At 41.8% G+C, this 25,719-nt stretch carries 24 protein-coding genes; 16 read left to right on the top strand and 8 right to left on the bottom strand.

Going from position 1 to position 25,719, the window contains the following annotated elements:
- Nucleotides 1-121: 121 nt before the first annotated feature.
- Nucleotides 122-1,690, top strand: coding sequence for a glutamine-hydrolyzing GMP synthase (gene guaA, locus LVY74_RS07315; RefSeq protein ID WP_151709242.1), 1,569 nt, complete (start codon nt 122-124; stop codon nt 1,688-1,690).
- Nucleotides 1,691-1,935: 245 nt separating this feature from the next.
- Here guaA and LVY74_RS07310 read toward each other — a convergent pair whose 3' ends face one another.
- Entirely contained in the window at nt 1,936-2,547 is a 612-nt protein-coding gene (locus LVY74_RS07310) for a TIGR00730 family Rossman fold protein (protein WP_151709243.1), read from the bottom strand.
- Nucleotides 2,548-2,931: 384 nt separating this feature from the next.
- Between LVY74_RS07310 and LVY74_RS07305 the strand changes: the two genes are divergently transcribed.
- The 6 genes from LVY74_RS07305 to LVY74_RS07280 all read left to right on the top strand — a co-directional run bounded on the left by LVY74_RS07305 (nt 2,932) and on the right by LVY74_RS07280 (nt 11,324).
- Nucleotides 2,932-4,521: a TerC family protein gene (locus LVY74_RS07305; protein WP_151776731.1), complete on the top strand. Its 1,590-nt coding sequence runs from the start codon at nt 2,932-2,934 to the stop codon at nt 4,519-4,521.
- A gap of 44 nt (nt 4,522-4,565) precedes the next feature.
- Entirely contained in the window at nt 4,566-5,033 is a 468-nt protein-coding gene (locus tag LVY74_RS07300; RefSeq protein ID WP_237814536.1) for a YchJ family protein, read from the top strand.
- Between the two features lie 37 nt (nt 5,034-5,070).
- The gene (locus tag LVY74_RS07295; protein WP_151709246.1) at nt 5,071-5,712 is read left to right on the top strand and encodes a trimeric intracellular cation channel family protein; all 642 of its coding nucleotides are present in this window, start codon (nt 5,071-5,073) and stop codon (nt 5,710-5,712) included.
- Between the two features lie 62 nt (nt 5,713-5,774).
- Nucleotides 5,775-7,094, top strand: a complete 1,320-nt coding sequence (gene niaP / locus LVY74_RS07290; RefSeq protein WP_237814535.1) for a niacin transporter NiaP — start codon at nt 5,775-5,777, stop codon at nt 7,092-7,094.
- 192 nt (nt 7,095-7,286) lie between these two features.
- Entirely contained in the window at nt 7,287-9,512 is a 2,226-nt protein-coding gene (gene parC / locus LVY74_RS07285) for a DNA topoisomerase IV subunit A (protein WP_237814534.1), read from the top strand.
- Between the two features lie 132 nt (nt 9,513-9,644).
- Nucleotides 9,645-11,324, top strand: coding sequence for an AMP-binding protein (locus LVY74_RS07280; protein WP_237814533.1), 1,680 nt, complete (start codon nt 9,645-9,647; stop codon nt 11,322-11,324).
- Nucleotides 11,325-11,362: 38 nt separating this feature from the next.
- Here LVY74_RS07280 and LVY74_RS07275 read toward each other — a convergent pair whose 3' ends face one another.
- A complete protein-coding gene (locus LVY74_RS07275; RefSeq protein WP_237814532.1) occupies nt 11,363-11,749 on the bottom strand; it encodes a hypothetical protein in 387 nt (128 codons plus the stop codon).
- Nucleotides 11,750-11,857: 108 nt separating this feature from the next.
- Between LVY74_RS07275 and LVY74_RS07270 the strand changes: the two genes are divergently transcribed.
- Together LVY74_RS07270 and ppa are read left to right on the top strand one after the other, a co-directional pair.
- The gene (locus tag LVY74_RS07270; RefSeq protein WP_237814531.1) at nt 11,858-12,256 is read left to right on the top strand and encodes an MAPEG family protein; all 399 of its coding nucleotides are present in this window, start codon (nt 11,858-11,860) and stop codon (nt 12,254-12,256) included.
- A 113-nt stretch (nt 12,257-12,369) separates the two neighbouring features.
- Entirely contained in the window at nt 12,370-12,897 is a 528-nt protein-coding gene (ppa, locus tag LVY74_RS07265; protein WP_151776735.1) for an inorganic diphosphatase, read from the top strand.
- A gap of 104 nt (nt 12,898-13,001) precedes the next feature.
- Here the strand turns inward: ppa and LVY74_RS07260 are convergent, their stop codons facing one another.
- Nucleotides 13,002-14,297, bottom strand: coding sequence for an OprD family outer membrane porin (locus LVY74_RS07260; RefSeq protein ID WP_237814530.1), 1,296 nt, complete (start codon nt 14,295-14,297; stop codon nt 13,002-13,004).
- 491 nt (nt 14,298-14,788) lie between these two features.
- Here LVY74_RS07260 and LVY74_RS07255 point away from each other — a divergent pair, with 491 nt between their 5' ends.
- Nucleotides 14,789-15,547, top strand: coding sequence for a TorF family putative porin (locus LVY74_RS07255; RefSeq protein WP_237814529.1), 759 nt, complete (start codon nt 14,789-14,791; stop codon nt 15,545-15,547).
- Nucleotides 15,548-15,609: 62 nt separating this feature from the next.
- Here LVY74_RS07255 and LVY74_RS07250 read toward each other — a convergent pair whose 3' ends face one another.
- Complete coding sequence (locus LVY74_RS07250; protein WP_237814528.1) at nt 15,610-17,100, bottom strand: YifB family Mg chelatase-like AAA ATPase; 1,491 nt, start codon at nt 17,098-17,100, stop codon at nt 15,610-15,612.
- 69 nt (nt 17,101-17,169) lie between these two features.
- Nucleotides 17,170-17,397 (bottom strand): accessory factor UbiK family protein, encoded by a 228-nt coding sequence (locus LVY74_RS07245; RefSeq protein WP_237814527.1) that lies wholly within the window; start codon nt 17,395-17,397, stop codon nt 17,170-17,172.
- Between the two features lie 244 nt (nt 17,398-17,641).
- Between LVY74_RS07245 and glnK the strand changes: the two genes are divergently transcribed.
- From glnK to LVY74_RS07215, 6 genes are all read left to right on the top strand, one after another.
- A complete protein-coding gene (gene glnK / locus LVY74_RS07240; RefSeq protein ID WP_004749947.1) occupies nt 17,642-17,980 on the top strand; it encodes a P-II family nitrogen regulator in 339 nt (112 codons plus the stop codon).
- A 61-nt stretch (nt 17,981-18,041) separates the two neighbouring features.
- On the top strand, nt 18,042-19,451 hold the full coding sequence (locus LVY74_RS07235; protein WP_237814526.1) for an ammonium transporter: 1,410 nt from the start codon (nt 18,042-18,044) through the stop codon (nt 19,449-19,451).
- A 121-nt stretch (nt 19,452-19,572) separates the two neighbouring features.
- Nucleotides 19,573-20,031 (top strand): transcriptional regulator NrdR, encoded by a 459-nt coding sequence (nrdR, locus tag LVY74_RS07230; RefSeq protein WP_004902592.1) that lies wholly within the window; start codon nt 19,573-19,575, stop codon nt 20,029-20,031.
- 6 nt (nt 20,032-20,037) lie between these two features.
- Nucleotides 20,038-21,120, top strand: coding sequence for a bifunctional diaminohydroxyphosphoribosylaminopyrimidine deaminase/5-amino-6-(5-phosphoribosylamino)uracil reductase RibD (gene ribD, locus LVY74_RS07225; RefSeq protein WP_237814525.1), 1,083 nt, complete (start codon nt 20,038-20,040; stop codon nt 21,118-21,120).
- Nucleotides 21,121-21,122: 2 nt separating this feature from the next.
- Nucleotides 21,123-22,415 (top strand): DNA adenine methylase, encoded by a 1,293-nt coding sequence (locus LVY74_RS07220; RefSeq protein WP_151709259.1) that lies wholly within the window; start codon nt 21,123-21,125, stop codon nt 22,413-22,415.
- Nucleotides 22,416-22,436: 21 nt separating this feature from the next.
- Nucleotides 22,437-23,096: a riboflavin synthase gene (locus tag LVY74_RS07215; RefSeq protein ID WP_237814524.1), complete on the top strand. Its 660-nt coding sequence runs from the start codon at nt 22,437-22,439 to the stop codon at nt 23,094-23,096.
- Between the two features lie 27 nt (nt 23,097-23,123).
- Here the strand turns inward: LVY74_RS07215 and LVY74_RS07210 are convergent, their stop codons facing one another.
- The 3 genes from LVY74_RS07210 to LVY74_RS07200 are packed head-to-tail and all read right to left on the bottom strand — an operon-like array spanning nt 23,124 to nt 25,610.
- Nucleotides 23,124-23,744, bottom strand: a complete 621-nt coding sequence (locus LVY74_RS07210) for a hypothetical protein (RefSeq protein WP_237814523.1) — start codon at nt 23,742-23,744, stop codon at nt 23,124-23,126.
- A gap of 32 nt (nt 23,745-23,776) precedes the next feature.
- A complete protein-coding gene (locus LVY74_RS07205; RefSeq protein WP_237814522.1) occupies nt 23,777-24,184 on the bottom strand; it encodes a DNA polymerase III subunit chi in 408 nt (135 codons plus the stop codon).
- Entirely contained in the window at nt 24,177-25,610 is a 1,434-nt protein-coding gene (locus LVY74_RS07200; RefSeq protein ID WP_237814521.1) for a leucyl aminopeptidase, read from the bottom strand. Before LVY74_RS07200 ends, LVY74_RS07205 begins: the two co-directional genes overlap by 8 nt.
- Nucleotides 25,611-25,719 lie beyond the last annotated feature (109 nt).

Below are 25,719 nucleotides of genomic sequence, written 5' to 3'. Positions count from 1 at the left end.
AAAGCTCCGTCAGGGGCTTTTTTTAATGTCTAAATAATACACAAATTAGGCAATGTGCTTCATCAATAAAAAATGCTAGAATAGCGCGCCTATCTTCTTTAGCTATCTATAGTTGTTTCTCATGACTACCAATACCCAAATTACTGAAGATCGTATCCTGATTTTGGATTTCGGTTCGCAATATAGCCAATTGATTGCACGTCGTGTACGTGAAGCAGGCGTATATTCTGAAATGTATGCGTTTGATATGTCTGAGGAAGACATTCGTGCATTTAAACCCAACGGCATTATCTTGTCGGGTGGTCCTGAAAGTGTTCATGAAGAAGGTAGTCCACGTGCACCTCAAGTTGTGTTTGAACTAGGTGTTCCTGTTCTTGGCATTTGCTATGGTTTACAAACCATGTCTGAACAGTTGGGTGGTAAAGTTGAACCAGGTACTGTTCACGAATTTGGTTATGCTGAAGTTGATATTTTAGTTCGTGACCAGTTGATTGGTCACTTACAAGATAAAGAAAACCAATTGCATGTGTGGATGAGCCACGGTGACAAAGTCAGTGCGATTCCAGAAGGTTTTACCGTTACAGCAAGCACGCCAAGCTGTCCTTTTGCAGCAGTAAGCGATGAAACACGTCGTTTCTATGGTGTACAGTTCCACCCTGAAGTGACACACACTGCAAAAGGTGCGGAACTTCTTTCTAACTTTGTACATAAAATCTGTGGTTGCCGTGGTCTTTGGACACCAGAACACATTATCGACTTACGCGTAGAACAACTTCGCGCACAAATTGGTGATGAGAAAGTTCTTCTTGGTTTGTCTGGCGGCGTTGACTCATCTGTTGTTGCTGCGCTTTTACATAAAGCGATTGGTGACCAGTTAACATGTGTATTTGTAGACAATGGCTTGCTTCGTTTAAACGAAGGCGATCAAGTGATGCAAATGTTTGCTGACAACATGGGGATCCGCGTAATCCGCGCAGATGCTGAAGAACGTTTCTTGACAGCGTTGGCGGGTGAAGTTGATCCTGAGAAAAAACGTAAAATCATTGGTCGTGAATTCATCGAAGTATTTGCCGAAGAAGCACGTAAACTTGATGGCGTGAAATTCTTGGCACAAGGGACAATTTACCCTGACGTGATCGAATCTGCTGCAAGCAAACAAGGTAAAGCACACGTGATTAAATCACACCATAATGTGGGTGGTTTACCAGAAGATTTAGCATTTGACTTGGTTGAGCCATTACGTGACTTGTTCAAAGATGAAGTGCGTAAATTGGGTACAACTTTAGGCTTGCCACACAGCATGATCTACCGTCATCCATTCCCAGGTCCAGGTTTGGGCGTGCGTATTTTGGGTGAAGTGAAAAAAGAATATGCCGATATTCTTCGCCTTGCAGATGACATCTTTATGCAAGAACTTCGCGACAGTGGTTGGTACGACAAAACTGCGCAAGCATTTGCAGTATTCCAACCTGTGAAATCTGTGGGTGTAGTCGGTGATGGTCGCCGTTATGCATGGGTTGTTGCACTTCGTGCTGTTGAAACCGTTGACTTTATGACAGCTCGTTTTGCTCACTTGCCATATGAGTTGGTGGACAAGATTTCTACACGTATCATGAATGAAATCAAAGATGTATCACGTGTTGTTTATGACGTGTCATCTAAACCACCTGCAACAATTGAATGGGAGTAATTCAGGGATTTCAAGAAGTGAAACTTCTTGCCTGAATTACGCCAAGAGCTGTGCTCGCGGCAGTTGGGATTTCAAAATGCAACGCATTTTTCTGATTTTACGCCAAAGGCTATGACTGCGGCAGAATAGAAAGTTTTGAGAAGAAGGACGCGTAAGCGTCCTTTTTTATGGATGATATGATTTATTCTTTGATTCTTAAAATAAAAAAAGCTGGCATTAACGCCAGCAGATGAAATATATTTAATTTAAATCACAAAACTCACAGGCACTTTTAGATTATTAATGGCTGTGTAAATTTCAGAAATACTCTGACAAACAATCAATTTAGCACGATGTTGTGGTGGCAAGAAACCTTCCTGCACCGCATGGTCAAGCTGAGCAATCAGGGCGTTATAAAAACCATTGACGTTATATAAAATCATTGGTTTTTGATGTTGGTTGAGCTGTCCCCAAGTGGCAATTTCTAAAATTTCTTCAAATGTACCTAAACCACCAGGTAGCGCAATAAAGGCGCTGGCACGCTCAGCCATCATCGCTTTACGTTCATGCATTGTTTCAACAACATGCAGTTCAGTCAGTTGGTTATGCGCAGATTCATAATCCAGCATAAATTCAGGGATGACACCAACGACTTCACCACCATGTTCAAGTACAGTATCTGCAACCTGACCCATTAAACCAATACTGGCGCCACCATAAACGATGCCAAAACCATGCTGTGCTAAGCCTTGAGCCAACTGAATGGCACTTTCTAAATAAATAGCTTTATTACCCACACGAGAACCACAGTACAGTGCAATCAGAGCTTGGGTTGTTTTTACTTTTAAATCTTTATTCATATCGACGACACTATTCATCTTTTTTTCTCACCTTATCACGTTTTCTCAATTTAGATTAAGCAAGAAATATGACAATTGTATGCGAAAGCTATTGTATTTTTAGCGTATTTTGTAAATCTTCTGGCTGTTTTGAATCTTGAAAGATCATTTGCAAAGAAATGCAGATAAAAACACAAAATTGCTGAAAAACTCTCGCGAAAAGTGGATAAAAAATGATGAATTTCTAAAAAATCTTGCCTATACTGAAAATTCGATTCACAACATATAGATCAACATGGGTAGTGGTTGTAGGCACTCGAACAATTTTTTAATCATTCAAACTTCGGACTGCATTTCAGTTCCATTTTTCTTTTTGACTCAAGTTCACTGTTCAGTCAAAGCTTTCTTCGGGGAGTGTGATCAATGATTTTCGAATGGATGTCTGATCCCTCTGCATGGGTAGGTTTGGCAACATTGGTCATTCTTGAGGTCGTCCTCGGGATTGATAACTTAGTTTTTATTGCTGTTTTGTCAGAAAAGTTGCCTCCAGAGCAACGTGGTAAAGCACGAGTGATTGGCTTAATGCTAGCACTGTGTATGCGTATGGTGTTGTTGGCATCCATTGCTTGGATTGTCACTTTAGATGAACCCTTATTTCACATTTTAGGGCATCCATTCTCAGGGCATAACCTAATCTTGTTGTTTGGTGGTGTGTTTTTATTATTTAAAGGCACGATGGAACTTCATGAACGGATTGAAGGCAAACAACATCTAAAAGAAGAAAACCCTGTGCATGCCGCATTTTGGGTGGTGATTGCTCAGATTGTGGTGCTTGATGCTGTATTCTCACTCGACAGTGTGATTACCGCGGTCGGAATGGTGAAGCATCTTTCCGTCATGATGATTGCTGTAGTGATTGCTGTTGGTGTCATGCTTTGGGCATCGAAGCCACTCATGGACTTTGTCAATAAACATCCAACCGTCGTGATTTTATGTTTGGGCTTCTTGATGATGATTGGTTTCTCTTTGGTGGTGGAAGGCTTTAATTTCCATATTCCAAAAGGTTACTTATATGCCGCGATCGGTTTCTCAGTATTAATTGAAGCAATTAATCAAGTGACACGTCGTAATCAAGAGCGAACAGTGACAACGACCGATTTACGTTATCGGACGGCTTCTGCTGTGATGCGAATGTTAGGAAGCAAGTCCAATTCAAATAACAATGAAACCGCATCTGATCATCAGGATGTATTGGCAACACATGCTTTTGCTGAAGAAATGTTTGATGATCAAAATAGCGCTTATCACAGTGTGATGGTTCAGGGCGTATTAGGTTTGGCAGAACGTCCTGTGAAGTCTGTCATGACCCCACGTCCTGAATTGGAATGGGTGGATTTGGACGATAGTCCAGAGCGTATTAAAGAACGTCTGACTCAAATGACGCATTCGCGTTTAGTGTTCGCACATGGCGAGTTGGACAATTTGGCGGGTATTGCGTTAACCCATAAAATTTTGAATGAGTACATCGAAACAGGCAAACTCAACTTTACCGATCATTTACGTGAGCCAATGATTGTGCATGAAAATGCGCATGTTTTGATGGTCATGGAACAATTACGCCAAGCGCCTTTACAAATGGCAATTGTCCTCAATGAATATGGTTCGATTGAAGGGATTGTCACCCCAATTGATATTTTAGAAGCCATTGCAGGTGAGTTCCCAGATGAAGACGAAATGCAGGCTGCGGCTGAAAGTCTGGAAGATGGCTCGTTGATGATTGATGGTTCAACCGATATTCGTCATATTTCCTTATTGCTTGGGCGTGACTTGGTCGATGAAAGTGAAGAATATTCAACACTTTCGGGTTATCTGTTGTTGCATTTAGGACGTTTGCCTGAAAATGGCGATGTGGTTGAAGCCGATGGTTATAGCTTTGAAATCGTGACGATGGATGGGCATAAAATCGAAAAAGTACATATCGTGCCAAAAGCTCAACCTGAAGAAACATCTTAAGTCTGATTTTGCTAAAATAGCCCTTTAACATGAGGGCTATTTTTATGAGCGAACAAACATGCCCGTGTGGTTATGGTGAATACGCCAGTTGTTGCCAACCGCTACATCAAGGAAGGATAGCAGCACAAAGCGCAGCGCAGCTCATGCGCTCACGTTACAGTGCATTTGCCAAACATCAGATTGATTATATTGTCAAAACAACAGCTTTAGGTCAGCAACAGCAGCTTGACCGTGCTGCCTTGGATGCATGGAGCCGACATAATCAGTGGCAACAACTGGAAATTATCAATAGCCTGCCCAAAGTCGATAAAACCCATGCCATGGTGGAATTCAAAGCGTATTATTTCAATGGTCAGGAACAGCAAATCCACCATGAAAAATCCTATTTTGTCTTTCATGCCGAACAGTGGTTTTTCCTTGATCCTACCCTTGAGCAAAGTCCAAGCATGAAGCAAGCGTGTATCTGTGGCTCAGGCAAAAAATTTAAACATTGTTGTGCAGCTTTTCTTTAATATGTACGCCTGTTTAAGTGGTTAAAAGGTTTCGGAAATGTTGCTCACGGTTATTTATATTATTGCGATTACCGCCGAAGCCATGACGGGAGCATTGTCTGCGGGCAGACGTAGTATGGACTGGTTTGGGGTGATTCTGATCGCCTGCGTCACTGCATTGGGTGGCGGGTCTGTCCGTGATGTCTTGTTGGGGCATTATCCCTTGGGTTGGGTAAAACATCCTGAATATTTGGTACTGACTTGCTGTGCAGCATTGCTCACGATTTTTATTGCCAAATGGATGAAACATCTTCGTTCTGTATTCTTATTGCTTGATGCACTTGGCTTAATTGCCTTTACCATTATTGGTTGTCAGATTGCCATTCAGATGGGGCATGGCTTTGTGGTCGCTTCTGTAGCAGGTGTTTTAACGGGTGTATCTGGTGGTATTTTAAGGGATATTTTATGTAATGATATTCCGTTAGTATTCCGCCGTGAGCTTTACGCCAGTATTTCTTTTGTCGCTGTTGTGTGTTATTGGCTGTGTAATATCCTCAACTTGACACTGGAAACCACCATTGTCATTACCCTGATTTTTGGTTTCAGCCTACGGGTTATTGCCATTTATTTTGGTCTGGAAATGCCAAAATTCATTTATAAAGAAGATGATGGACACTCAGCATCATCAATTGATGAATAAAGTATTGTTCAGATCGGTTTTATGTTTTTTGAATCACTTATTGCTTAATTTGAGAACAGCTTATGGATCTGGTATCTCGTGTACAACGCTTACCGATAGGTCGCTTTCACTATAATTTGCTTGGGATTGTCGGTTTGGGGTGGATGTTCGATGCGATGGATACAGGCATCATCGCATTTATTATGACCAAACTGGTGCATGACTGGGGGCTGACTCCTGTAGAAAGTGGCTGGATTGTCAGTATTGGTTTTGTCGGTATGGCAATTGGTGCGGTCTTTTCAGGCGCATTGGCCGATCGTTTTGGTCGTAAGAATGTCTTTGCTAGCACCATGGTGCTTTATAGTATTGCGACAGCCTTGTGTGCTTTTGCGCCGAATCTCACGGTACTTTTAGTCTGCCGCTTTTTGGTCGGTTTAGGACTTGGCGGTCAGCTTCCAGTTGCCGTGACTTTAGTTAGTGAATATATTCCTGCTCAAGTGCGTGGTCGTTTTATTGTTCTTCTAGAAAGTTTTTGGGGATTAGGCTGGCTAGTTGCAGCATTGGTGTCCTATTTTCTGATTCCACATTTCGGCTGGCATATTGCCTTTTTGATTGGCGGTTTACCGCTGTTCTATGTCTGGGTTGTTTTAACCAAAGTTCCTGAATCTGTTCCGTATTTGATTAATCGTAATCGAATTGTAGAAGCACATCAGCTTATTCAGAAGTTGGAACAGCAGGCAGGGGTTGAGGTGATTCAAGAGATTGAGGTATTGCCTGTTGCCCATCAACAGAAAGTATCTTTTCAACAATTATGGCAAAAACCGTTTGTACGCCGTACCTTAATGCTGTGGCTGATTTGGTTTGGGATCGTATTTTCCTACTACGGTATTTTTACGTGGTTGCCGAGCCTGTTAGTCAAGCAAGGCTATGATATTGTGAAATCTTTTGAATATGTTTTATTCATGATTTTGGCACAACTGCCTGGTTATATCGTGGCATCGTGGTTGGTTGAAAAACTGGGACGTAAAGCGACCCTAGCAGGTTTTATCGGATTCTGTGCGGTGTCAGCCTACTTTTTTGGACAGTCCAATAGTGACAGCAGCATCATGTTTTGGGGTTGCCTAATGTCATTCTTTAACTTGGGGGCATGGGGTGTTTTATACACTTATACGCCTGAGCAATATCCAACTAATATTCGGGCATTTGGTTCAGGTTGGGCAGCAGCAGTTGGAAGAATTGGCGGCATTGTCGCACCAATGGTGGTGACAAGCTTAATGGTTGCGCCAGATGCTTTTCATCATGTCTTTATGATGTTTACTGTGGTGTTACTGGCAGTTGCAGCCGTGATCGTCATTCTTGGGGAAGAAACTCAAGGTAAAACGCTCGAATCAATCGGATTATAAGGATGAGTCGAGTGGAGCGTAACGATGTGCTTCAGCATGTCGTTACATTTCAATATTTGATTCAAATTCAGATAAAGCGTAGAAAAAAACAACGAGATCAAAGGGTTTTATTTACGTTTCGCTTACGATCTTGTTAAATAGCAATATTCACATTTTTATTCATCTTAGCTCTCAGATAGGTTCAATATTTTTATGACCAATCTTGCGCATCATGCGACAGAAAACCGCTCCGTAGCAGAGTTTACCGAACAAGCCTACTTAAATTATGCCATGTACGTGATTATGGATCGTGCATTGCCACATATTAGTGATGGTTTAAAACCTGTACAGCGTCGTATCGTGTATGCCATGAGTGAGCTAGGCTTGAAGCATAGTGGCAAACCGAAAAAATCTGCACGTACTGTGGGTGACGTCCTCGGTAAATACCATCCGCATGGTGACTCAGCATGTTATGAAGCCATGGTGCTGATGGCACAGCCATTTAGTTATCGTTATCCGTTTATTGAAGGGCAAGGCAACTGGGGTTCACCTGATGATCCGAAGTCTTTCGCTGCGATGCGTTATACCGAAGCCAAATTATCACAGTTTAGTGAATTACTCCTGTCTGAACTTGGGCAGGGCACATGTGACTGGCAGGACAACTTTGATGGCTCGCTCAAAGAGCCAATTAACCTGCCTGCACGTGTACCGAATATTTTGCTCAATGGTACGACAGGGATTGCGGTAGGAATGGCAACTGACATTCCACCCCACAATTTACGTGAAGTAATTAAAGGCACTATTGCCCTGATTCGTAACCCGAATCTGACCGATGAAAAAGTTGCCGAATATATTCCGGGTCCTGACCTACCGACCAAAGCCGAAATTATTACCCCACCAGATGAATTATTAAAAATCCAAACTTCTGGTCGTGGCAGTTATCGTATGCGTGCCGTGTATACGATTGAAAAAAATGAAATCGTGATCACTGATTTGCCGTATCAGGTGTCAGGTTCAAAAGTGGTCACGCAAATCGCTGACCAAATGCTAGCGAAAAAATTACCTTTGGTGTCCGACATTCGCGATGAATCGGATCACCAGAACCCAACCCGTTTGGTGATTGTGCTACGTTCGAACCGTGTCGATGCTGAACAGGTGATGAGCCATTTGTTTGCAACGACAGATCTGGAATCGAGCTATCGGGTCAATTTAAACATGATTGGGGCGGATGGTCGTCCACAGGTCAAATCGATTCGTAAAATCCTGTTGGAATGGATCGAAATCCGTAAAGCAACCGTGACACGCCGTTTGCAATATCACCTGAATAAAATCGAAAAGCGCCTGCATATTTTGGCTGGCTTGCTGATTGCATATCTAGATATTGATACCGTCATTCAAATTATTCGTGATGCCGATCAGCCGAAAGTAGCGCTTATGGAGCAGCTCAATGTCGATGAAATTCAGGCCGAAGCCATTCTTGAACTGAAATTACGTCAATTGGCAAAACTTGAAGAAATGCAAATTCGCCAAGAGCAGGACGAACTTTCTGCCAAAGCTGCGATTATTCGAGAGCAATTGGCGAATCCTGAGTCATTGAAAAACCTCGTGATTAATGAACTTAAGGAAGATGCGAAAAAATTTGGTGATGAGCGTCGTTCTGCCATTGTGCAACGTGCAGAAGCCGTGCAAATTAAAGAACAAGACTTGATGCCTGCCGAAGCAGTTACGGTGGTTTTGTCAGAGGCAGGTTGGATTCGTGCTGCAAAAGGTGCAGAGGTCGATGCAGAAAAGCTGAATTACCGCGCAGGCGATCAGTACTTAAGTCATGCTGTCGGTAAGAGCAATCAGCGGGTTTATATTCTCGATCAGACAGGGCGTAGTTATGCTTTGCCAATCAATAGCTTGCCATCGGCACGGGGGTTGGGTGATCCGTTAAGCTCAAAACTTGCCCCTGCTAATGGGGTTGCATTTACGCAAGTCTTGATTGCGGATGATCAGCAAGAGTTATTGGCTGCAAGCAATGCAGGCTATGGATTTAAAACCCAAGCCCATGCACTCGATACCAATGCCAAAGCAGGTAAGGCTTTCTTGACAGTTCCTGATCAGGCACAAGTTTTGCCACTCATGGACATTCAACAAAACAGTCATGTTGCTTTGCTAAGCTCAGCAGGGCGCGTCCTGATTGTTGACTTACAAGAGTTACCTGTTTTAAATAAAGGTAAAGGAAATAAACTGATACAACTTCAAGACAATGAAATTGTTGTAGATATGCAATTATTAAATTTATCTGATGTACTTCAGGTCGTTGCGGGACAACAACAATTGAAACTCAAAGGCGATGACTTACAAAAATATCTTGGAAAACGTGGCACAAAAGGGCAACTTCTACCACGTGGTTATCAAAAAGCAAATAAACTCATAGTTCAGACATTGATCTAGTAAGCCAATTTTGAAATACGTTATATATGCTATTGTGGAAGCAAAAGCGCGTTGGGCATAACAAACTCAACAATCAGCCGCATAGCATACAACGCGATCAGATAGGATTATAGATTGGAGATTAAAAGCATTATGGAAAAAATTTGGATTGATGAATACAAAAAAACTGGTATTCCCGAAGTGGTTGAATTGCCATCCGAAAATACTTCCTTAATTGATGTTTTTGAACGTAATTTTCAAAAATATGGCTCTCGAGATGCTTTTATTTTCATGGATAAAACCATTTCTTATGCCGATGTTGATCGTGAAAGTAAGAAATTTGCCTGCTATTTACAAAGCTTAGGCTTGGCGAAAGGCTCACGCGTTGCAGTGATGATGCCGAACGTCTTTCAATACCCGATTGTCAGTTTAGGGATTTTCCGTGCAGGATTGATTTTGGTCAATGTCAATCCACTGTATACAGCACGTGAACTTGAACATCAGCTCAATGATGCTGGCGCAGAAGTTTTGGTGATTATTGAAAACTTTGCTTCGGTTTATCAGAAAATTATTGGTCATACGCCAGTCAAACATGTGGTTGTGGCATCGGTTGGCGATATGCTGGGACTCGTGAAAGGTAACTTGGTCAACTTTGTTTTACGTAAAGTGCGTAAACAAATTCCTGACTGGGATATTCCAGGTCATGTACGTTTCAATACGGCATTGCATAAAGTCAGCCCAAGTCAATATAAACGCCCAATGGTGACCATGAGTGATACGGCTGTATTGCAATATACGGGTGGTACAACAGGGGTGTCGAAAGGTGCAGAACTGACGCATCGCAACCTGATTGCCAATATGCTGCAATGTGACACCATGTTCCAAAGTAAATTTGGCAAAGATTCACAAGAAGTTGAGCGCTTGGTCTGTGCTTTACCGCTTTATCATATCTTTGCGTTTACTGTATGCGAACTTTACGGGATGTATAAAGGGTTCAGTAACTTGCTGATTCCAAATCCACGTGATTTGCCTGCACTGACCAAAGAGCTATCTAAGTTTAAACCTACGATTTTCCCTGCGGTAAATACGCTATTTAATGCTCTAGTGAATAATGATGGTTTCCGTCAACTCGATCATAGCCAAATGAAACTGGCGCTTGGTGGTGGTATGGCAGTGTTGCCATCGACTGCGGAAGCGTGGAAAAAGTTGACAGGAATTATTATTCATGAAGGGTATGGTTTGTCAGAAACCTCTCCTGTGGCAACCTTTAACCCGCCTGCATCTTCAGAGTTCAGTGGAACAATCGGGATTCCATTACCTGCAACTGAGGTGGCAATTTTAGATGATGATGGCAACCAAGTTGCATTAGGTGAACAAGGCGAGATTTCGATTCGTGGCCCACAGGTCATGAAGGGCTATTGGAACCGCCCAGATGAAACGGCAAAAACCATGACAGCAGATGGCTTCTTCCGTACAGGTGATATTGGTGTGATGAATGATCGCGGTTTTATTAAAATCGTAGATCGTAAAAAAGACATGATTTTGGTGTCGGGCTTTAACGTTTATCCTGCTGAAATTGAGGAAGTTGTTGCCAAACATCCAAAAGTTTTGGAAGTTGCAGCGATTGGTGTAGCTGATGAAAAATCGGGTGAAGTGCCAAAACTCTTTGTCGTGAAGAAAGATCCAAGTCTAACTACAGAAGAGCTATTGGCTTATGCAAAAGACAACTTGACAGGTTACAAACGTCCACGTTATGTGGAATTTATGGATGAATTGCCTAAATCTAATGTCGGTAAAATCTTGCGTAAAGACTTGCGTAATAAAACCAAATAGCACATTTTCCTGTTGAAAATAAGACCGAAATTTCGGTCTTATTTTTTGGATTGCAGCATGAATTTGTCTAAATAAGGACGTGCCATATAAATAATAATCAGGAAAGGGAGCATGCCGACCATTTGCAGGCGTAGATTTTTAAGCTGTAATGTTCCAAAGGTCAGATAATTATCAATCACACAGTATAACGCCGTTAAAACGAGCCAGAGCCAAATTGACCAACGTTTAATGCCAACTGCATAAAAGGCAACGGTGAGCATGATCAATGTGCCGAGCGTTGATTGCCATGTCATATTGGCACAAATCGTGGTAATCAGTAAGGACATGATCGGTAGAACAATTTTGAGAATGCGATCAACACGTTTTTGGGCGAGGGCTTGTTGAGAGAGAGCATCTAACAGAGTTTGTTGATCTTGATCGACCATTCGTGTGTCCACATTTGTATAATAGAAAGCTCTATATTTAACAAAAAAAATCATAGAAAAGCCATGCTATGATGTGGACTTGTCTAATTTCAATAAGAGAAAACATTCATGCAAAGCATAAGCGGGATTATTTATCTAATTTTGACTGCATGTTTATTGCCTTATGTATTTGCCTTTATTGCTAAAGCCGCAGGTGGATATAAATTAAAAGATAATCAGAATCCACGTGAATTTTTAGCCAAAACCACAGGATTAGCCGCTAGAGCCAATGCCGCTCAGCAAAATAGCTTTGAAAGTTTACCGTTATTTTTAACCTCAGTTCTTATGGCTGAATATATGGTGATGAATCAGGGCATGATCATGACTTTAGGGATCGCTTATATTGTTCTGCGTGTTTTGTATGGTATTTGCTATTTGGCAAACTGGGCAACGCTACGTTCGATTATCTGGTTTTTTTCGATGGTTTGTCCGATTTTATTGTTGATATTTACGCTTCGCCTACTGTAAGCCTGTTGAATATTTTTCCCATCAAATCATGTGCCATGTATAATTGTGCGCATGATAAAACTTGAGTTCTATGCTCAATTTTTTCAATTTGTTTCTATTTAAAGAGTATTGTCATGAGCTACAATAATATCCCTGCTGGTAAAGATGCACCAAATGATATCTATGTGATCATTGAAATCCCAGCAAATGCTGCACCAATTAAGTACGAAATCGACAAAGATTCAGATGCATTGTTTGTAGACCGTTTCATGGGTACAGCAATGTTCTACCCAGCAAACTATGGTTATGTGCCAAATACGTTGTCTGAAGATGGCGATCCATTAGACGTATTAGTGGTAACTCCACATCCAGTGGCTGCAGGTTCTGTGATTCGTTGCCGTCCTGTTGGTAAATTGAACATGGAAGATGACGGTGGTATCGATGCGAAATTGATCGCTGTACCACACGACAAATTGTCTCCTTTGTACAAAGACATTCAAGAATATACAGATCTTCCAAAATTATTGATCAGCCAAGTTGAACATTTCTTTGCACACTACAAAGATTTAGAGCCTGGTAAATGGGTCAAAATCTCAGGTTGGGAAGGTGCAGATGTTGCAAAAGCTGAAGTTGTGAAAGCGATTGAAGCGGCTAAAAAATAAGTGATTTGTGCTCATTAATATGAGCACATTGATTTTATTTTTCTGCATAAAAAAACCTACACTTCAAAGTGTAGGTTTTTTGTTTTCTAGATCATCAAAGATGATTAGAAGAATTTAACAGGAATGTCTAGGAAGATACGAGTTTCGTTAGTATCAGCCATATAGTAATCATCGGCATAAGCTTGGCTATTGCGATAAATTGATTCGCGTAGACGTAAGCTCACACCTTTCGCAAAACCAGATTGAACTGTGTATTTAAGTTGGTTAAAGAATTCGCTTTCTTTCGCCTTTTGAGTAGTTACAGTATTGATATCCCAACCATATACATAAGCTGTTGTAAATGATAAGCCAGGAACACCAAATGCACCTAGGTCAACATTATATTGAGCTTGTACAGACTTTTCACCACGACCATTAAAGTCTGAAAGGTATGAGTTTGGCAAATAGATACTTTGGAAACCGTCTGCATTTTCACCATAAGCATAGCCTGAGTTACCAGTACTTTGTTGGTAAGCCAACATTACGCTATGCGGACCTTTGTTATAAGTTGTAGAGAACGCCCAAATGTTGTTTGAACGATCTGAAAGATCAACATTCGGTTTTGCTGAAGATACTGATGCATCTTTATCCCACTTAGTATGGTAACCACTTAGGTCATAAGTCAGTGAGCTATCAGTACTTAAAGGTTGTTTAAAGTTTACATCTACGTAATGGCGAGTTAGCTTATCTTTGCTGTCTAAACCATAGTAAGAACCAGTCAATTGGTCATTAAATTTGTATTTTGTACCCCAAACATAGGCACGTTTAAGGCTGTTACCATTACCGTCATTGTCAGTATTATAAACTTGATCAGACATTTGGTCTTTGGTGAATTTACCTGCGATCACTTCTAGGTTTTTGATTTCATGGCTCGTGATCAATGTACCCGTAAAGTATTCTGGAACATTACGTGCGGTATTGCTTGCAAGTACTGGAATATCAAGAACTTGTGTACCATAAGTTACAGTTGTATTTGAAACGCGTGCTTTGGCATAAGCACCGCCACGAAGCCATTGATCGTAGGTGTTGCCATTTGAGTCACGAGGAACCATACCATTGCCAGAATGTTTGTTGTCGCCGAGTTTTACAGAGTAATCACCAACAACACCAACAGCAACACCCACAGTACCTTGAGTAAAGCCTGACTCAGCATTTAGCATCGCAGATTGAACGGTAGAGCGGGTGTCTTTACCTGGAGCAACATTTTTTTTATCACGATCGATAAAACCAGTACGGAATAAAACCGATGCGCTTGCACCTTCAACAAAGCCTTGAGCTTCGCTTTGTTCACTTGCATATGCGGAAGAGATTAAAGTTGCCTGAATTAAAACTGCTAAGGTTAGCTTCTGTGCTTTTAGCATTGGTTTCCCCTAAAAATAAATAAACTGTTCTTTCGAGTTGATACAGAAAGTTACAAAGTGTTCTTAATCTATAATAAAAATATCATCGTTATCAACATTATTTAACGACTTTTTCACTAAAGTTTCATATGGGTTTAATATATCTCTATTTTTAAAATAAAAACTCAGAATATTTTAAGTTAAATCAGCACATCAATATTTGTAAATGATATTTGTTTTCATTTAAAACGTATAAAATGATTAATTTAAATATAAATAATATGAATTTAATTAAAATCAGAACCGAGTCAACATTATTTTCTTTCTAGATAAAAATGCACTTTTTAAAAGCAAATAAATCGGTAGAATGAACTAAAAATGCCCAAGTGAATTCCAAATCACAGCAGAATCAGGATTTGTAATGCAATAAAGTTGGCATAGCAATTGCTAATACTCAATGGGTTGAGAGAAATAACCAAAAAAATCGAATTCACTGTTTGGGGAGAAACAGCATGATGAAGAAATTACTCACTACAGCATTATTTGTATCGACATTATCAACTGCGGCTATGGCTGCAGAAGATACAACACTGGCCCAATATGGTTTTACAGTCAGTGGAAATGTCGCCTTGACTTCAGACTATCGCTGGCGCGGTCAATCTCAAACACAAAATGATCCTGCGATTCAGGGAACAGTGACCTTGGCACATAGCTCAGGTTTGTATTTCTCAGCCTTTGCATCAAATGTAGATTTTGGTGGGGATAGTGCACATTTAGAACTTGACCCAACGATTGGTTTTGCCACACCCATTACTTTAGGTTCAATCAAACCTACACTTGATTTTGGTGTTGCCTATTATAACTATCCAAGCAATAGTGATATTAATTACCCAGAATATTATGCAAAACTGATTTTTGCTGACAGCATTGTTAAAGGTGATGTATTAACGCCAAGTGTTGCCTACACCAATAAATATGGTGGTGATTCTGATGTCAGTAACTGGAACTTTAATCTTGCTTATAGCTTACCTTTTGCTGATACAGGCTTTGGTGGCGTTGCAAGCCTTGGATATAGTAAAGCAGATAAATCGATTTATGGTAATGATGACAACTTCTTTGACTGGAAAGCGGGTGTGACTTATAACTTTAAATCTGTAGCAGGGCTCACTGCGGAGTTAGATGCGGTAGGCACAAATATGGATGGTTATACTGGTGTTCTAGACCGAAGTGTAGATACAGGTGCAGTGTTTAGTTTGACAAAAACTTTCTAAACCAAAATTCGACCTCAAAATTTTCAAAACCGCTCGTTTGAGCGGTTTTTTTATGAGTGAAATTAGCTTTGAAATGGGCTTCGATACGAAAGTGCTTCAGATAAATGAACTGAAGTAATCAATTCACTTTGCGCTAAATCTGCAATGGTTCGAGCAACGCGTAAAACCCGATGATAAGCCCGAGCAGATAAATTTAAACGCTGCTGTGCCATTGCAAGCATTTTCTGTGAGTCAGGAGATAAGACTGCATAATCTTCAAGTTGTTGTGGTGAAAGGAGTTGGTTATTGAAACCTTGGCGGTTCAGTTGGAAACTATGTGCTTGCAGAACGCGTTGGCGGACACAGGCAGAACTTTCACTTCGCTCAGAGTTTTGTAAATCTTGGGCGGACAAGGGAGGTACATCAATATGTAAATCAATACGATCTAACAATGGCCCCGAAATCCGATTTTGATAGCGCTTAATGGACTCTGCTGAACATTGACAACGACTGTCCTGATTAAAAGCATAACCACATGGACAGGGATTCATGGCAGCAATCAGCTGAAACTGGGCGGGAAAAGTCATTTGCCTTGCAGCACGTGAAATCACAATTTCCTGACTTTCTAAGGGTTGGCGTAAAACCTCAAGCACTTTTCGATCAAATTCGGGCAATTCATCAAGGAAGAGCACACCAAGATGGGCAAGCGTGATTTCCCCTGGTTTGGGCTGTGAGCCTCCGCCAACCAGAGCAATTGCTGATGCTGTATGATGTGGAGCGCGAAAAGGTCGTTGACCAAATTGGTAGGGTTGATTGGCAACAGAATAAATGCTGGCAACAGTTAAACTATCATCTTGATTAAGTTGCGGTAAAATGCTGGGTAAGCGCGAAGCCAATAATGTTTTACCTGTCCCAGGTGGCCCACGAAACAAGATAGAATGCCCACCTGCTGCAGCAATTTCTAAAGCTCGTCGGGAACGAAGCTGACCTTTAATATCTGCAAGATCGGGTAAGGAATTCTCCTGACTTAGCCGACTTTGAGATGTATAACAGTCAATATGCTGTTGATCTAAAAAGTGCTGACAAACCTGTTTGAGTGAACAAGCAGGGTAAACAGCCAATTGCTCAAGTTGCCCAGCTTCTTGTGCATTATCATACGGTAATAGCAATTGATGATTGGCTTTTTTACACGCTAAAGCGATACTTAGAACCCCAGAAATGGCACGCAGTTGACCATCAAGTGCAAGCTCTCCAATCAATTCATAATTGGCAATATGTTGATCAGGAATTTGTCCAGATGCAATCAGAATACCCAGTGCAATGGGCAAGTCGAGGCGTGAGCCATCTTTGGGTAAATCTGCAGGGGCTAAATTAATGGTCAGTCTTTTTGTTGGAAACTGAAATCCGCTGTTAATAATTGCAGATCGCACACGATCTTTACTTTCACGAACAGCGGCTTCGGGTAGACCAACAATGGTTAGAGAGGGTAAGCCCTGACTGACATGAACCTCAACTTCAATGAGAGGTGCTTGAAGTCCGAGAACACCCCGTGTATAAATTTTAGCAAAAGACATATAATTTTTAGTTCCGTTTTGGTGCTTATTGTTTAATCAATTTTGTCTTTTTATGCACATTTATAGTGCTTATTTTTGTGTTTCTAGTGCACTTTCAAGCTGCTTAATTTTTTCATCTAAAATAGCTAAACGTTGATTTGCAATAGATAGTGCATTCTTTTGACGCTGTATTTCTGCTTGAGACACCAAATCCATACGAGATACAGCTTCATTGAGGAGTGCCCTTAAATTGTGCTCAATGTCTGTTTTAGGTTGGTCGATTTGCTCTAATATAGCCTGTAGCAAGGTTTCCATCATGGTGAGATCCTCATTAATACATCAAAAATTTGGAAAAGATGATGCATTTTAGCATGATGTGTTTTGCTCATCATAAGTTGAAAAAAAACTTCTTTTTTTTCTGATCTATGCACGTAAGGCGCTAAAATAGGGTATAAAGATAGCTCATGTTGAATATTCCTGTATTCCCCTAACCGCAGGAATATTGGCATGAAAATTGAACATAAAACCTTACAGCTGAACAACAAGCCGAAGGAAAACAAACATGAAGCTCGTAACTGCAATTGTGAAACCATTCAAACTGGATGATGTGCGTGAAGCACTCTCTGAAATTGGTGTTCAAGGGATCACTGTAACCGAAGTCAAAGGTTTCGGTCGTCAAAAAGGTCATACGGAACTGTACCGTGGTGCTGAGTATGTCGTTGATTTCCTGCCAAAAGTAAAAATTGAAATTGCCATTAGTGATGAAATGGTTGATTCAGTGATTGAATCCATTACCCGTGTAGCAAGCACAGGTAAAATTGGTGATGGTAAGATTTTTGTGACCAACCTAGAGCAAGTGATTCGTATTCGTACGGGCGAAACAGGTCCAGACGCAGTGTAATTTGGCACGAAGTTTGCTCAGCAGAGTTTAGCTCGCAAAAGATTAAGGTTGGGGGATACGCATGAAAAAAATAATCATGGCGCTTAGTTTATCTGGCGCACTATTAGGTGGTTCTGCTGCTTGGGCAGAAGAAGCAACGTCTTCTGCACCTGAACAAACAGCAGTTGTTGCATCGGACGCAGCAACCACAACAGCCTCTGCGGCAGCGGTGACACCCGCATCAGAGCCAGCAGCAGAAGCCGCTCCTGCACCTGCACCCGCTGCTACACCTAAGTTAGATACAGGTGATACAGCGTGGATTCTCATTTCCACAGCACTCGTTTTACTCATGACCATTCCTGGGTTGGCCTTGTTCTATGGTGGTATGGTTCGTAAAAAGAACGTACTAGCAACAATGGCTCACAGTTTTATGGCTGCAGTGATCGTCAGTATTGTGTGGGTCGTGATTGGATATACTTTAGCATTTGATTCTGGCAATGCCTTTATTGGTGGTTTTGGTAAAACCATGCTTTCAGGTATTACCACAGATGCCTTACAAGGCACAATTCCTGAAATTCTCTTCGTGATCTTCCAAATGACTTTTGCGATTATTACAGTTGCAATCATTAGTGGTTCTGTTGCAGAGCGTATGAAATTTGGTGCCTTTGTCGCATTTATTACCATTTGGGTGATCGCAGTTTATGCGCCAATTACTCACTGGGTTTGGGGTGGTGGCTGGTTAGGTGCTGATGGTGCACTTGATTTTGCAGGCGGTACAGTTGTACACATTAACTCAGGTGTTGCAGGTCTAGTTGCAGCTTATCTACTCGGTAAACGTATCGGTCTTGGTAAAGAATCCATGGCGCCACATAACCTTGTGCTTACTGTTATTGGTGCAAGTATGTTGTGGGTAGGCTGGTTCGGTTTCAATGGTGGTTCAGCTCTAGGTGCAAATGGTTCAGCGAGTTATGCACTTGTGACGACTCAAGTTGCCGCAGCCGCAGCCGCAATTTCTTGGTTATTTGTTGAAAAAATGATTCGTGGTAAAGGTTCTGTACTGGGTGCAGCCTCAGGTGCAGTAGCAGGTCTAGTTGTAATTACACCTGCTGCAGGTTATGTCACTGTAAGTGGTGCTTTAGTGATGGGCTTGATTGGTGGTGTAGTCTGCTTCTGGGGGACAACAGGTCTTAAGCGCTTACTGAAAGTTGATGATTCTTTGGATGCTTTTGGCTTACATGCGGTTGGTGGTATTGTTGGTGCGATTTTAACAGGTGTATTTGCAAGCTCATTCATCATGGGTTCAAAAGCGCCAACTGATCTTGCGCACCAAGTTTGGGTACAAGTTGAAGGTGTACTTGCAACAATTGCCTACAGCGGTATCTTGACTTTCGTCATCTTGAAAGTGATTGATGTTGTCATTGGTTTACGAGCAAGCAATGATGATGAACGTATGGGTCTTGACCTTAGCCAACATGGCGAACGTATCGAATAATCGGATCTGATGCCTAAAAAAACAGCCTAATTAGGGCTGTTTTTTTATTTCAAACACAACATTTAGTATCTGAAATATTTTTGATACACTAGAGCCACTGTTTTACTTGATTTTGAGTGTAATGCACTGTCCCTTTTGTAATGTTGCCGATAGCAAAGTGATTGACTCCCGTTTAGCTGCGGAAGGTAGTCAAATTCGTCGTCGCCGTGAATGCCCAAGTTGTGGTGAACGTTTTACGACATTTGAAAGTTATGAAGTTGTCATGCCACGCGTGATTAAATCGAATGGTAAAAATGAGCCATTCGATGAAGCGAAACTGCGCCGTTCACTCATGCATGCATTACAAAAACGTCCTGTTACACAAGAACAAATAGAAACGGTGCTGAGTGATATTCAAATTAAAATTCGCCGCTTAGGTGAGCGAGATGTCAGTTCACGAACGATTGGTGAGATCGTGATGCAGGCTCTTTTCGGTTTGGATCATGTTGCTTATGTTCGCTTTGCTTCGGTTTATCAAGATTTCCAAGATGTAGAGGCTTTTCGTCAGCATATTGAATTGATGCAACAACGAGAACATTAAAACAACATGTCAAAATTCTCCTCTCAAGATCGCATATATATGCAGCAAGCCATTCAGCTTGCAAAACAAGGTGTGTACAGTACCAAACCTAATCCGAATGTCGGTTGTATATTGGTCAGAGATGGTCAGGTGATCGGTCAGGGATTTCATCCACGCGCTGGTCAGCCCCATGCAGAAGTTTTTGCTTTGCGTCAGGCTGCTGAACAAGCACAAGGTGCAACGGCTTATGTGACTCTTGAACCTTGTGCACACTATGGTCGTACGCCGCCATGTGCAGAAGCCTTGGTCAAAGCTCAAGTGAAAAAAGTCATTATTGCCTGCTTAGATCCAAATCCATTGGTGGCAGGTAAAGGCGTAGAAATCTTAAAAGTTGCGGGTATTGAGGTTGAATCTGGGCTTTGTGAAGTGGAAGCGGCTGCTTTAAATCGTGGATTTTTAAAAGCGATGGCGACCCAAATGCCTTATGTTCGCCTGAAAGTTGCAGCCAGTTTAGATGGTCGCACAGCGATGGCATCGGGTGAGTCGAAGTGGATTACAGGCTCTACTGCACGTCAGGATGTACAGCACTGGCGAGCAATTTCGGGTGCCGTCATTACAGGAATTCAGACAGTCCTTGCAGATGATTGTCAGTTAAATGTCCGTGAGCTAGCGGATGTTGATTTAACGACAGTGGTACAACCCAAACGTATTGTGCTGGATCGACAAGGTCGATTGCCGTTGACTGCAAAGATTTTGCAACAACCAGAGACTTTAATGGTCATGGGACCTTTTCGACAAGAGCTGGCAGATTTAGGTGTTGTACAGCTTGAGGTTCAGCCTTTAGACGATTTGTTGAAGCTGTTAGTCTGTGACTACCAAATTTATGATGTATTGGTGGAAGCAGGTGCGACTTTGGCTTCTGCTTTTATTCAGCAAAACTTGGTTGATGAATATATTCATTATATTGCACCCACATTATTGGGTACTTCGGCACGCCCGATGTTTCAGGCTGATTTACAAAGCTTACATCAGCAATACCGTTTTCATATTCAAGAAATGACCCAAGTTGGGGGAGATATTCGCCTCAATTTAATCCCAGTGCAAGAGTGATTATGAGTTTAGAAACAACGCTTTATCATAAACGTCGTCATGCTGCGCGTACCACAGATGAGTATTTATTCCATCAATTGGTTCCGTATTTGGGAAACAAGCGTCGCTTATTGCATTTGATTTTAGAAGCGCTAGAAGAAACAGGAACTCTCAATCGCAAAGACAACCGTGCACCTATTTTTGCTGATTTCTTTGCGGGTAGTGGCGTGGTATCACGTTTAGCCCGTCAAAATGGCTATCGGGTGATTGCCAATGATTGGGAGCCGTATAGTCATGCTCTAAATCATGCAGTGTTATCTTGTATTGATGCACCTAAATTTAAAGAATTGGGGGGGTATCAGAAAGCAATAGATTATTTAAACCGCTTACCTTTAACTAAAGGTTGGGTGACGCATAATCTTTGTCCACGTAATGATGAAGAATATGATCCTGCGCGTGACCGATTGTTCTTTAAACGCCGTAATGGTATGCGTATTGATGCAATTCGTCAGCAAATTGCGACATGGCAAGCGCAGGGGGCAATTGATGATACTGAAATGAGTGCGCTACTTGCACCTTTGTTGTATTCGGCTAGTTTTGTCAGTAATACCAGTGGTGTATTTAAAAGTTTTCATCATGGTTGGGGCGGCAAAACCCAAACTGCACTGGAACGCATTGAGTCATTACTTTGGTTAACGCCAAGCCGTTTTTGTGAAATTGGCGATGCTAAGAACCCGATGGCAGAAATGTGGTGTGTCGATGCACAGCATTTAGCCAATCAGATGAGTGGGTTTGAGGTTGATGTGGCATATTTAGATCCACCATATAATCAACATGCCTATAGCAGTAATTATCATGTGTTAAATTCACTGACGCTTTGGGATCAGGCTGATTTGCCATCACCAGACACCAAGGGTTTTAAAAGCGGAATTGACCGTGCATGGCGCAAAGAGCGTCCAAGTTTATATAATTCATCGAAATATGCCAAAGAAGCCTATGAAACTTTACTGGCAACGATTAATGCACGCTATATTTTGACCAGTTATTCGACAGATGGAAATATTGCTGCCAAAGATTTGTTAAAGGCGAACTTGGAACGCGGTCGAGTGACCTTATTAACACAAGATGTACCGCGCTATCGCGTGAGTAAGCAACGTCAGTCAGAGCGCGCACGTGTACTGGAATTTATTGTAATTACCGATACGCACGCAAAGTCTGGGCCACCATTGCGACAATTATTGGGACAACTTTATCATTATGCGGAATTGGGCGGTGTTGATACCTCAGGGGTGAGTACCCAATTGGCATTGTGGTAAGCAAAATAAAGAGAACAAATTATGTTTACTGGAATTATTGAAAGCTTAGGTAAAGTTTCCAGCTTGCAAAATGTAGGCGGTGATGTACGGTTACGGATTCAAACTGATCTAGACATGTCCGATGTGCATTTAGGCGATTCGATTGCCACCAATGGCATTTGTTTGACGGTGATCGAGTGGGGAGAGAACTGGTATGCTGCCGATGTCTCCCGTGAAAGTTTGAACCGCAGCACATTAGGTTCATGGCAAGTTGGACAATCTGTCAATGTTGAAAAGGCAATGTTGCCGACGACCCGTTTTGGTGGGCATATTGTCAGTGGGCATGTCGATGGCATCGGTGAAATCACCTTGGTGCGTGAAGATGCACGATCACTGTATTTTGAAGTGACAGCACCTGTCGAGCTGGCTAAGTATTTGGCAGAAAAAGGTTCAGTGACAGTGGATGGAATTAGCTTAACCATCAATCATTTACGTGGCAATATTCTCAGCTTGAATTTGATTCCACATACCGCAGAGCGCACTAATATTGGTACATGGAAACAAGGTTCAAAAGTCAATCTTGAAGTAGATGTGTTGGCGCGCTATATCGAACGCTTATTACTGGGTGATAAAGCCGCAGAACAGAAACCTCAGTCGAGTATCAGCATGTCTTTTCTCGCTGAAAATGGTTTTCTAAAATAAAAAATCTCGGCGCATGCCGAGATTTTTTTAGCCTTCAGAAACTGGATGCTGTTCCAGTATATAGCGGATTTCTTCATCGGCTGCCTGCTGGATTTTCTGATTTAAATCCTGAATACTCTTTTGAATTTGTTCAATTAAGCCCTCTGCCTCAAGTTCTAAACGGATTTTAAGATTATCGAGTGCTTGCTGAATTTCAGGGCTAATCACCGTATTGGCATTGGGTTCAAAACGTAATTTAGGTGTCGGTGTATAACGTTCAGTATAGTGATGGCTTTCTTGCGAAAGTTGTTGCCGTAAGGCTTGTAATTGTTGCGTCTGTTGTTGATATTGCAGGCGTTCATCGAGTTGTAAATCATCAAGATAAGCTTGCTGTTGAGCACGTTTTTTCGCTAGAGATTGTTCAAGTGCATGTTGACGGCGAATGCGAGCTTGCTCGACCAACTCGGCTTTTAACTCGGCATAAGCATTTTCAATTCGTTCATAAGATTGTCGTTGTGCTTGTTTGTTATAGCTCAGCCAATTCTCTAGACGAACATCTGTTGCAAACAACTCACAAATACGGCTTAGATCGTCAATATAGGTTTGGCGAACAGCTTGTGGTGCATTGAGCCAACGCTTTTCAAAATCTGCTCCAACATCTAACGCCACATTTCACTCCTCAAACAACATATTACTTAAGATTATAATTTAAAAGTACGCGGCTGAATGCCCCAATCGCGATACTGTCTGAACTTGTTACGCCCCACTATTTTATTCGATTCTTGATTTTCGACAATTTCAATAATGTGTTCAAACGTGTCTTGGGGTTCAAGAGCGTGGTTTTCAAAATTGAAGATAAGCCAAGATCCATGTTCAGGCAGATGTGCAGAAATACACACAGCAGAATTGATCTGATCAATTCCGTGGGGAATAAAGCTTTGTGGATCAAATGTCCATAAAGCTTCATCGAGTAACTGTTGCTGTTCGGCTTGGCAGCAATACCACCAAATCCGTACAGGTTGTCGCAACAGTTTGCGCGATAAACGGCAAGCACTCTCGACTTGCCGTTCTACGCTATTTTCAAACAGATAAAAACTGACTTTAGTCATGTTGAACACGGTTCACAATAAACTGCATCAATAAGGGAACAGGGCGACCTGTTGAACCTTTATTCGCACCAGAAAGCCATGCTGTACCTGCAACATCTAAATGTGCCCAGCGATAGTCACGGGTAAAACGTTGCAAGAAACACGCAGCGGTAATTGCCCCGCCGTGAGGCCCACCAATATTGGCAATATCTGCAAATGGTGAATCGAGTAATTCTTGATAGTCATCCAGCACGGGCATACGCCATACACGGTCAAAGCTTTGTTCGCCTGCCTGAGTCAGCTCTTGTGCCAAGGCATCATCTGGAGAGAATAAACCACTGAGCACTTTACCGAGTGCCACCACACAAGCGCCTGTTAAAGTTGCAATATCAATCACAACCGCAGGGTTGAAACGTTGGATATAAGTCAAAGTGTCACAAAGTACCAAGCGACCTTCGGCATCGGTATTTAAGATTTCGACGGTTTGCCCACTCATGGTAGTGACGATATCCCCTGGACGGGTGGCTTGGTCAGATGGCATATTTTCTGCCGCCGCCACAGCACCGACCACATGAATGGGTAACTTCGCTTCACAGAGCGCACGCATTGTACCGAGCACAGATGCAGCACCACACATGTCGAATTTCATTTCATCCATGCCTAAGCCAGGTTTGAGTGAAATACCCCCTGTATCAAAAGTCACCCCTTTACCAACAAGAACAATCGGGGCTTGTTCTAATTCAGCTTTATATTCGAGGGTAATGATACGACCTGCACGCGCCGAACCTTTGCTGACTGCCAAGAATGCATTCATGCCTAAATCAGCAATTTGCTGCTCATCAAGCACAGTCACTTTGAGCAGATCAGGATATTCGGCAGCCAATGCTAAAGCCTGTTCTGCAAGATATTCAGGGAAACAGATATTGCCTGGACGGTTGCCAAGGTCGCGGGCAAAATTCTGTCCAGCATTGACGGCTTGAACCAGTTGAAGCTGCTCAGCATTCAGTGGAGATTGCGCTGTAATGAATTGAATTTCATCTAAAATAAATTCATTTTTCTTCGATTTAAATTCATCATAGCTATAATTGGCTTGTGTTAGGCTCAGCGCAAATAGAGAATGCCACTGTTCAGGGAGTGCCGAAATATCAATATCAATCTGTTGATACTTTTTTTGTGCAGTTTTAATAATAGTTTGTGCCAATTTCGCCAGTTGAGCTGCTTGAATTTGAGCAGCTTGACCTAGACCAACAAGGCTACAAAATGGATAATGATCATGTTGTGTAATTAAGGTTACACTTTCATTTAAGCTGGCTTTAAATTGTGTACTTGCCACAATGTTTGCGTAGTTTTCAATATGTTGTGTAGTTGGATGTTGGATCTGTTCAGCATCCACCAAGACAAATAGCGCAGTGCCTGCGTCTTGCGTGTGTTTTAAAGACAGTTTCATATGATTTTAGATGCCTATAAGTGTTTGCAGATTTTTCATGATTGCAACATTACACTGGATCAGGTTGCAATGTGCAATATTAAGTATGGGTTTTTTCTCTTGGCTATTG

The sequence above is a fragment of the Acinetobacter sp. ME22 genome (assembly GCF_022012315.1).
Taxonomy (GTDB): Bacteria; Pseudomonadota; Gammaproteobacteria; order Pseudomonadales; family Moraxellaceae; genus Acinetobacter; species Acinetobacter brisouii_A.
Note: the sequence above shows the minus strand (reverse complement) of the source record. Positions and strands in the feature narration are given on the sequence as shown.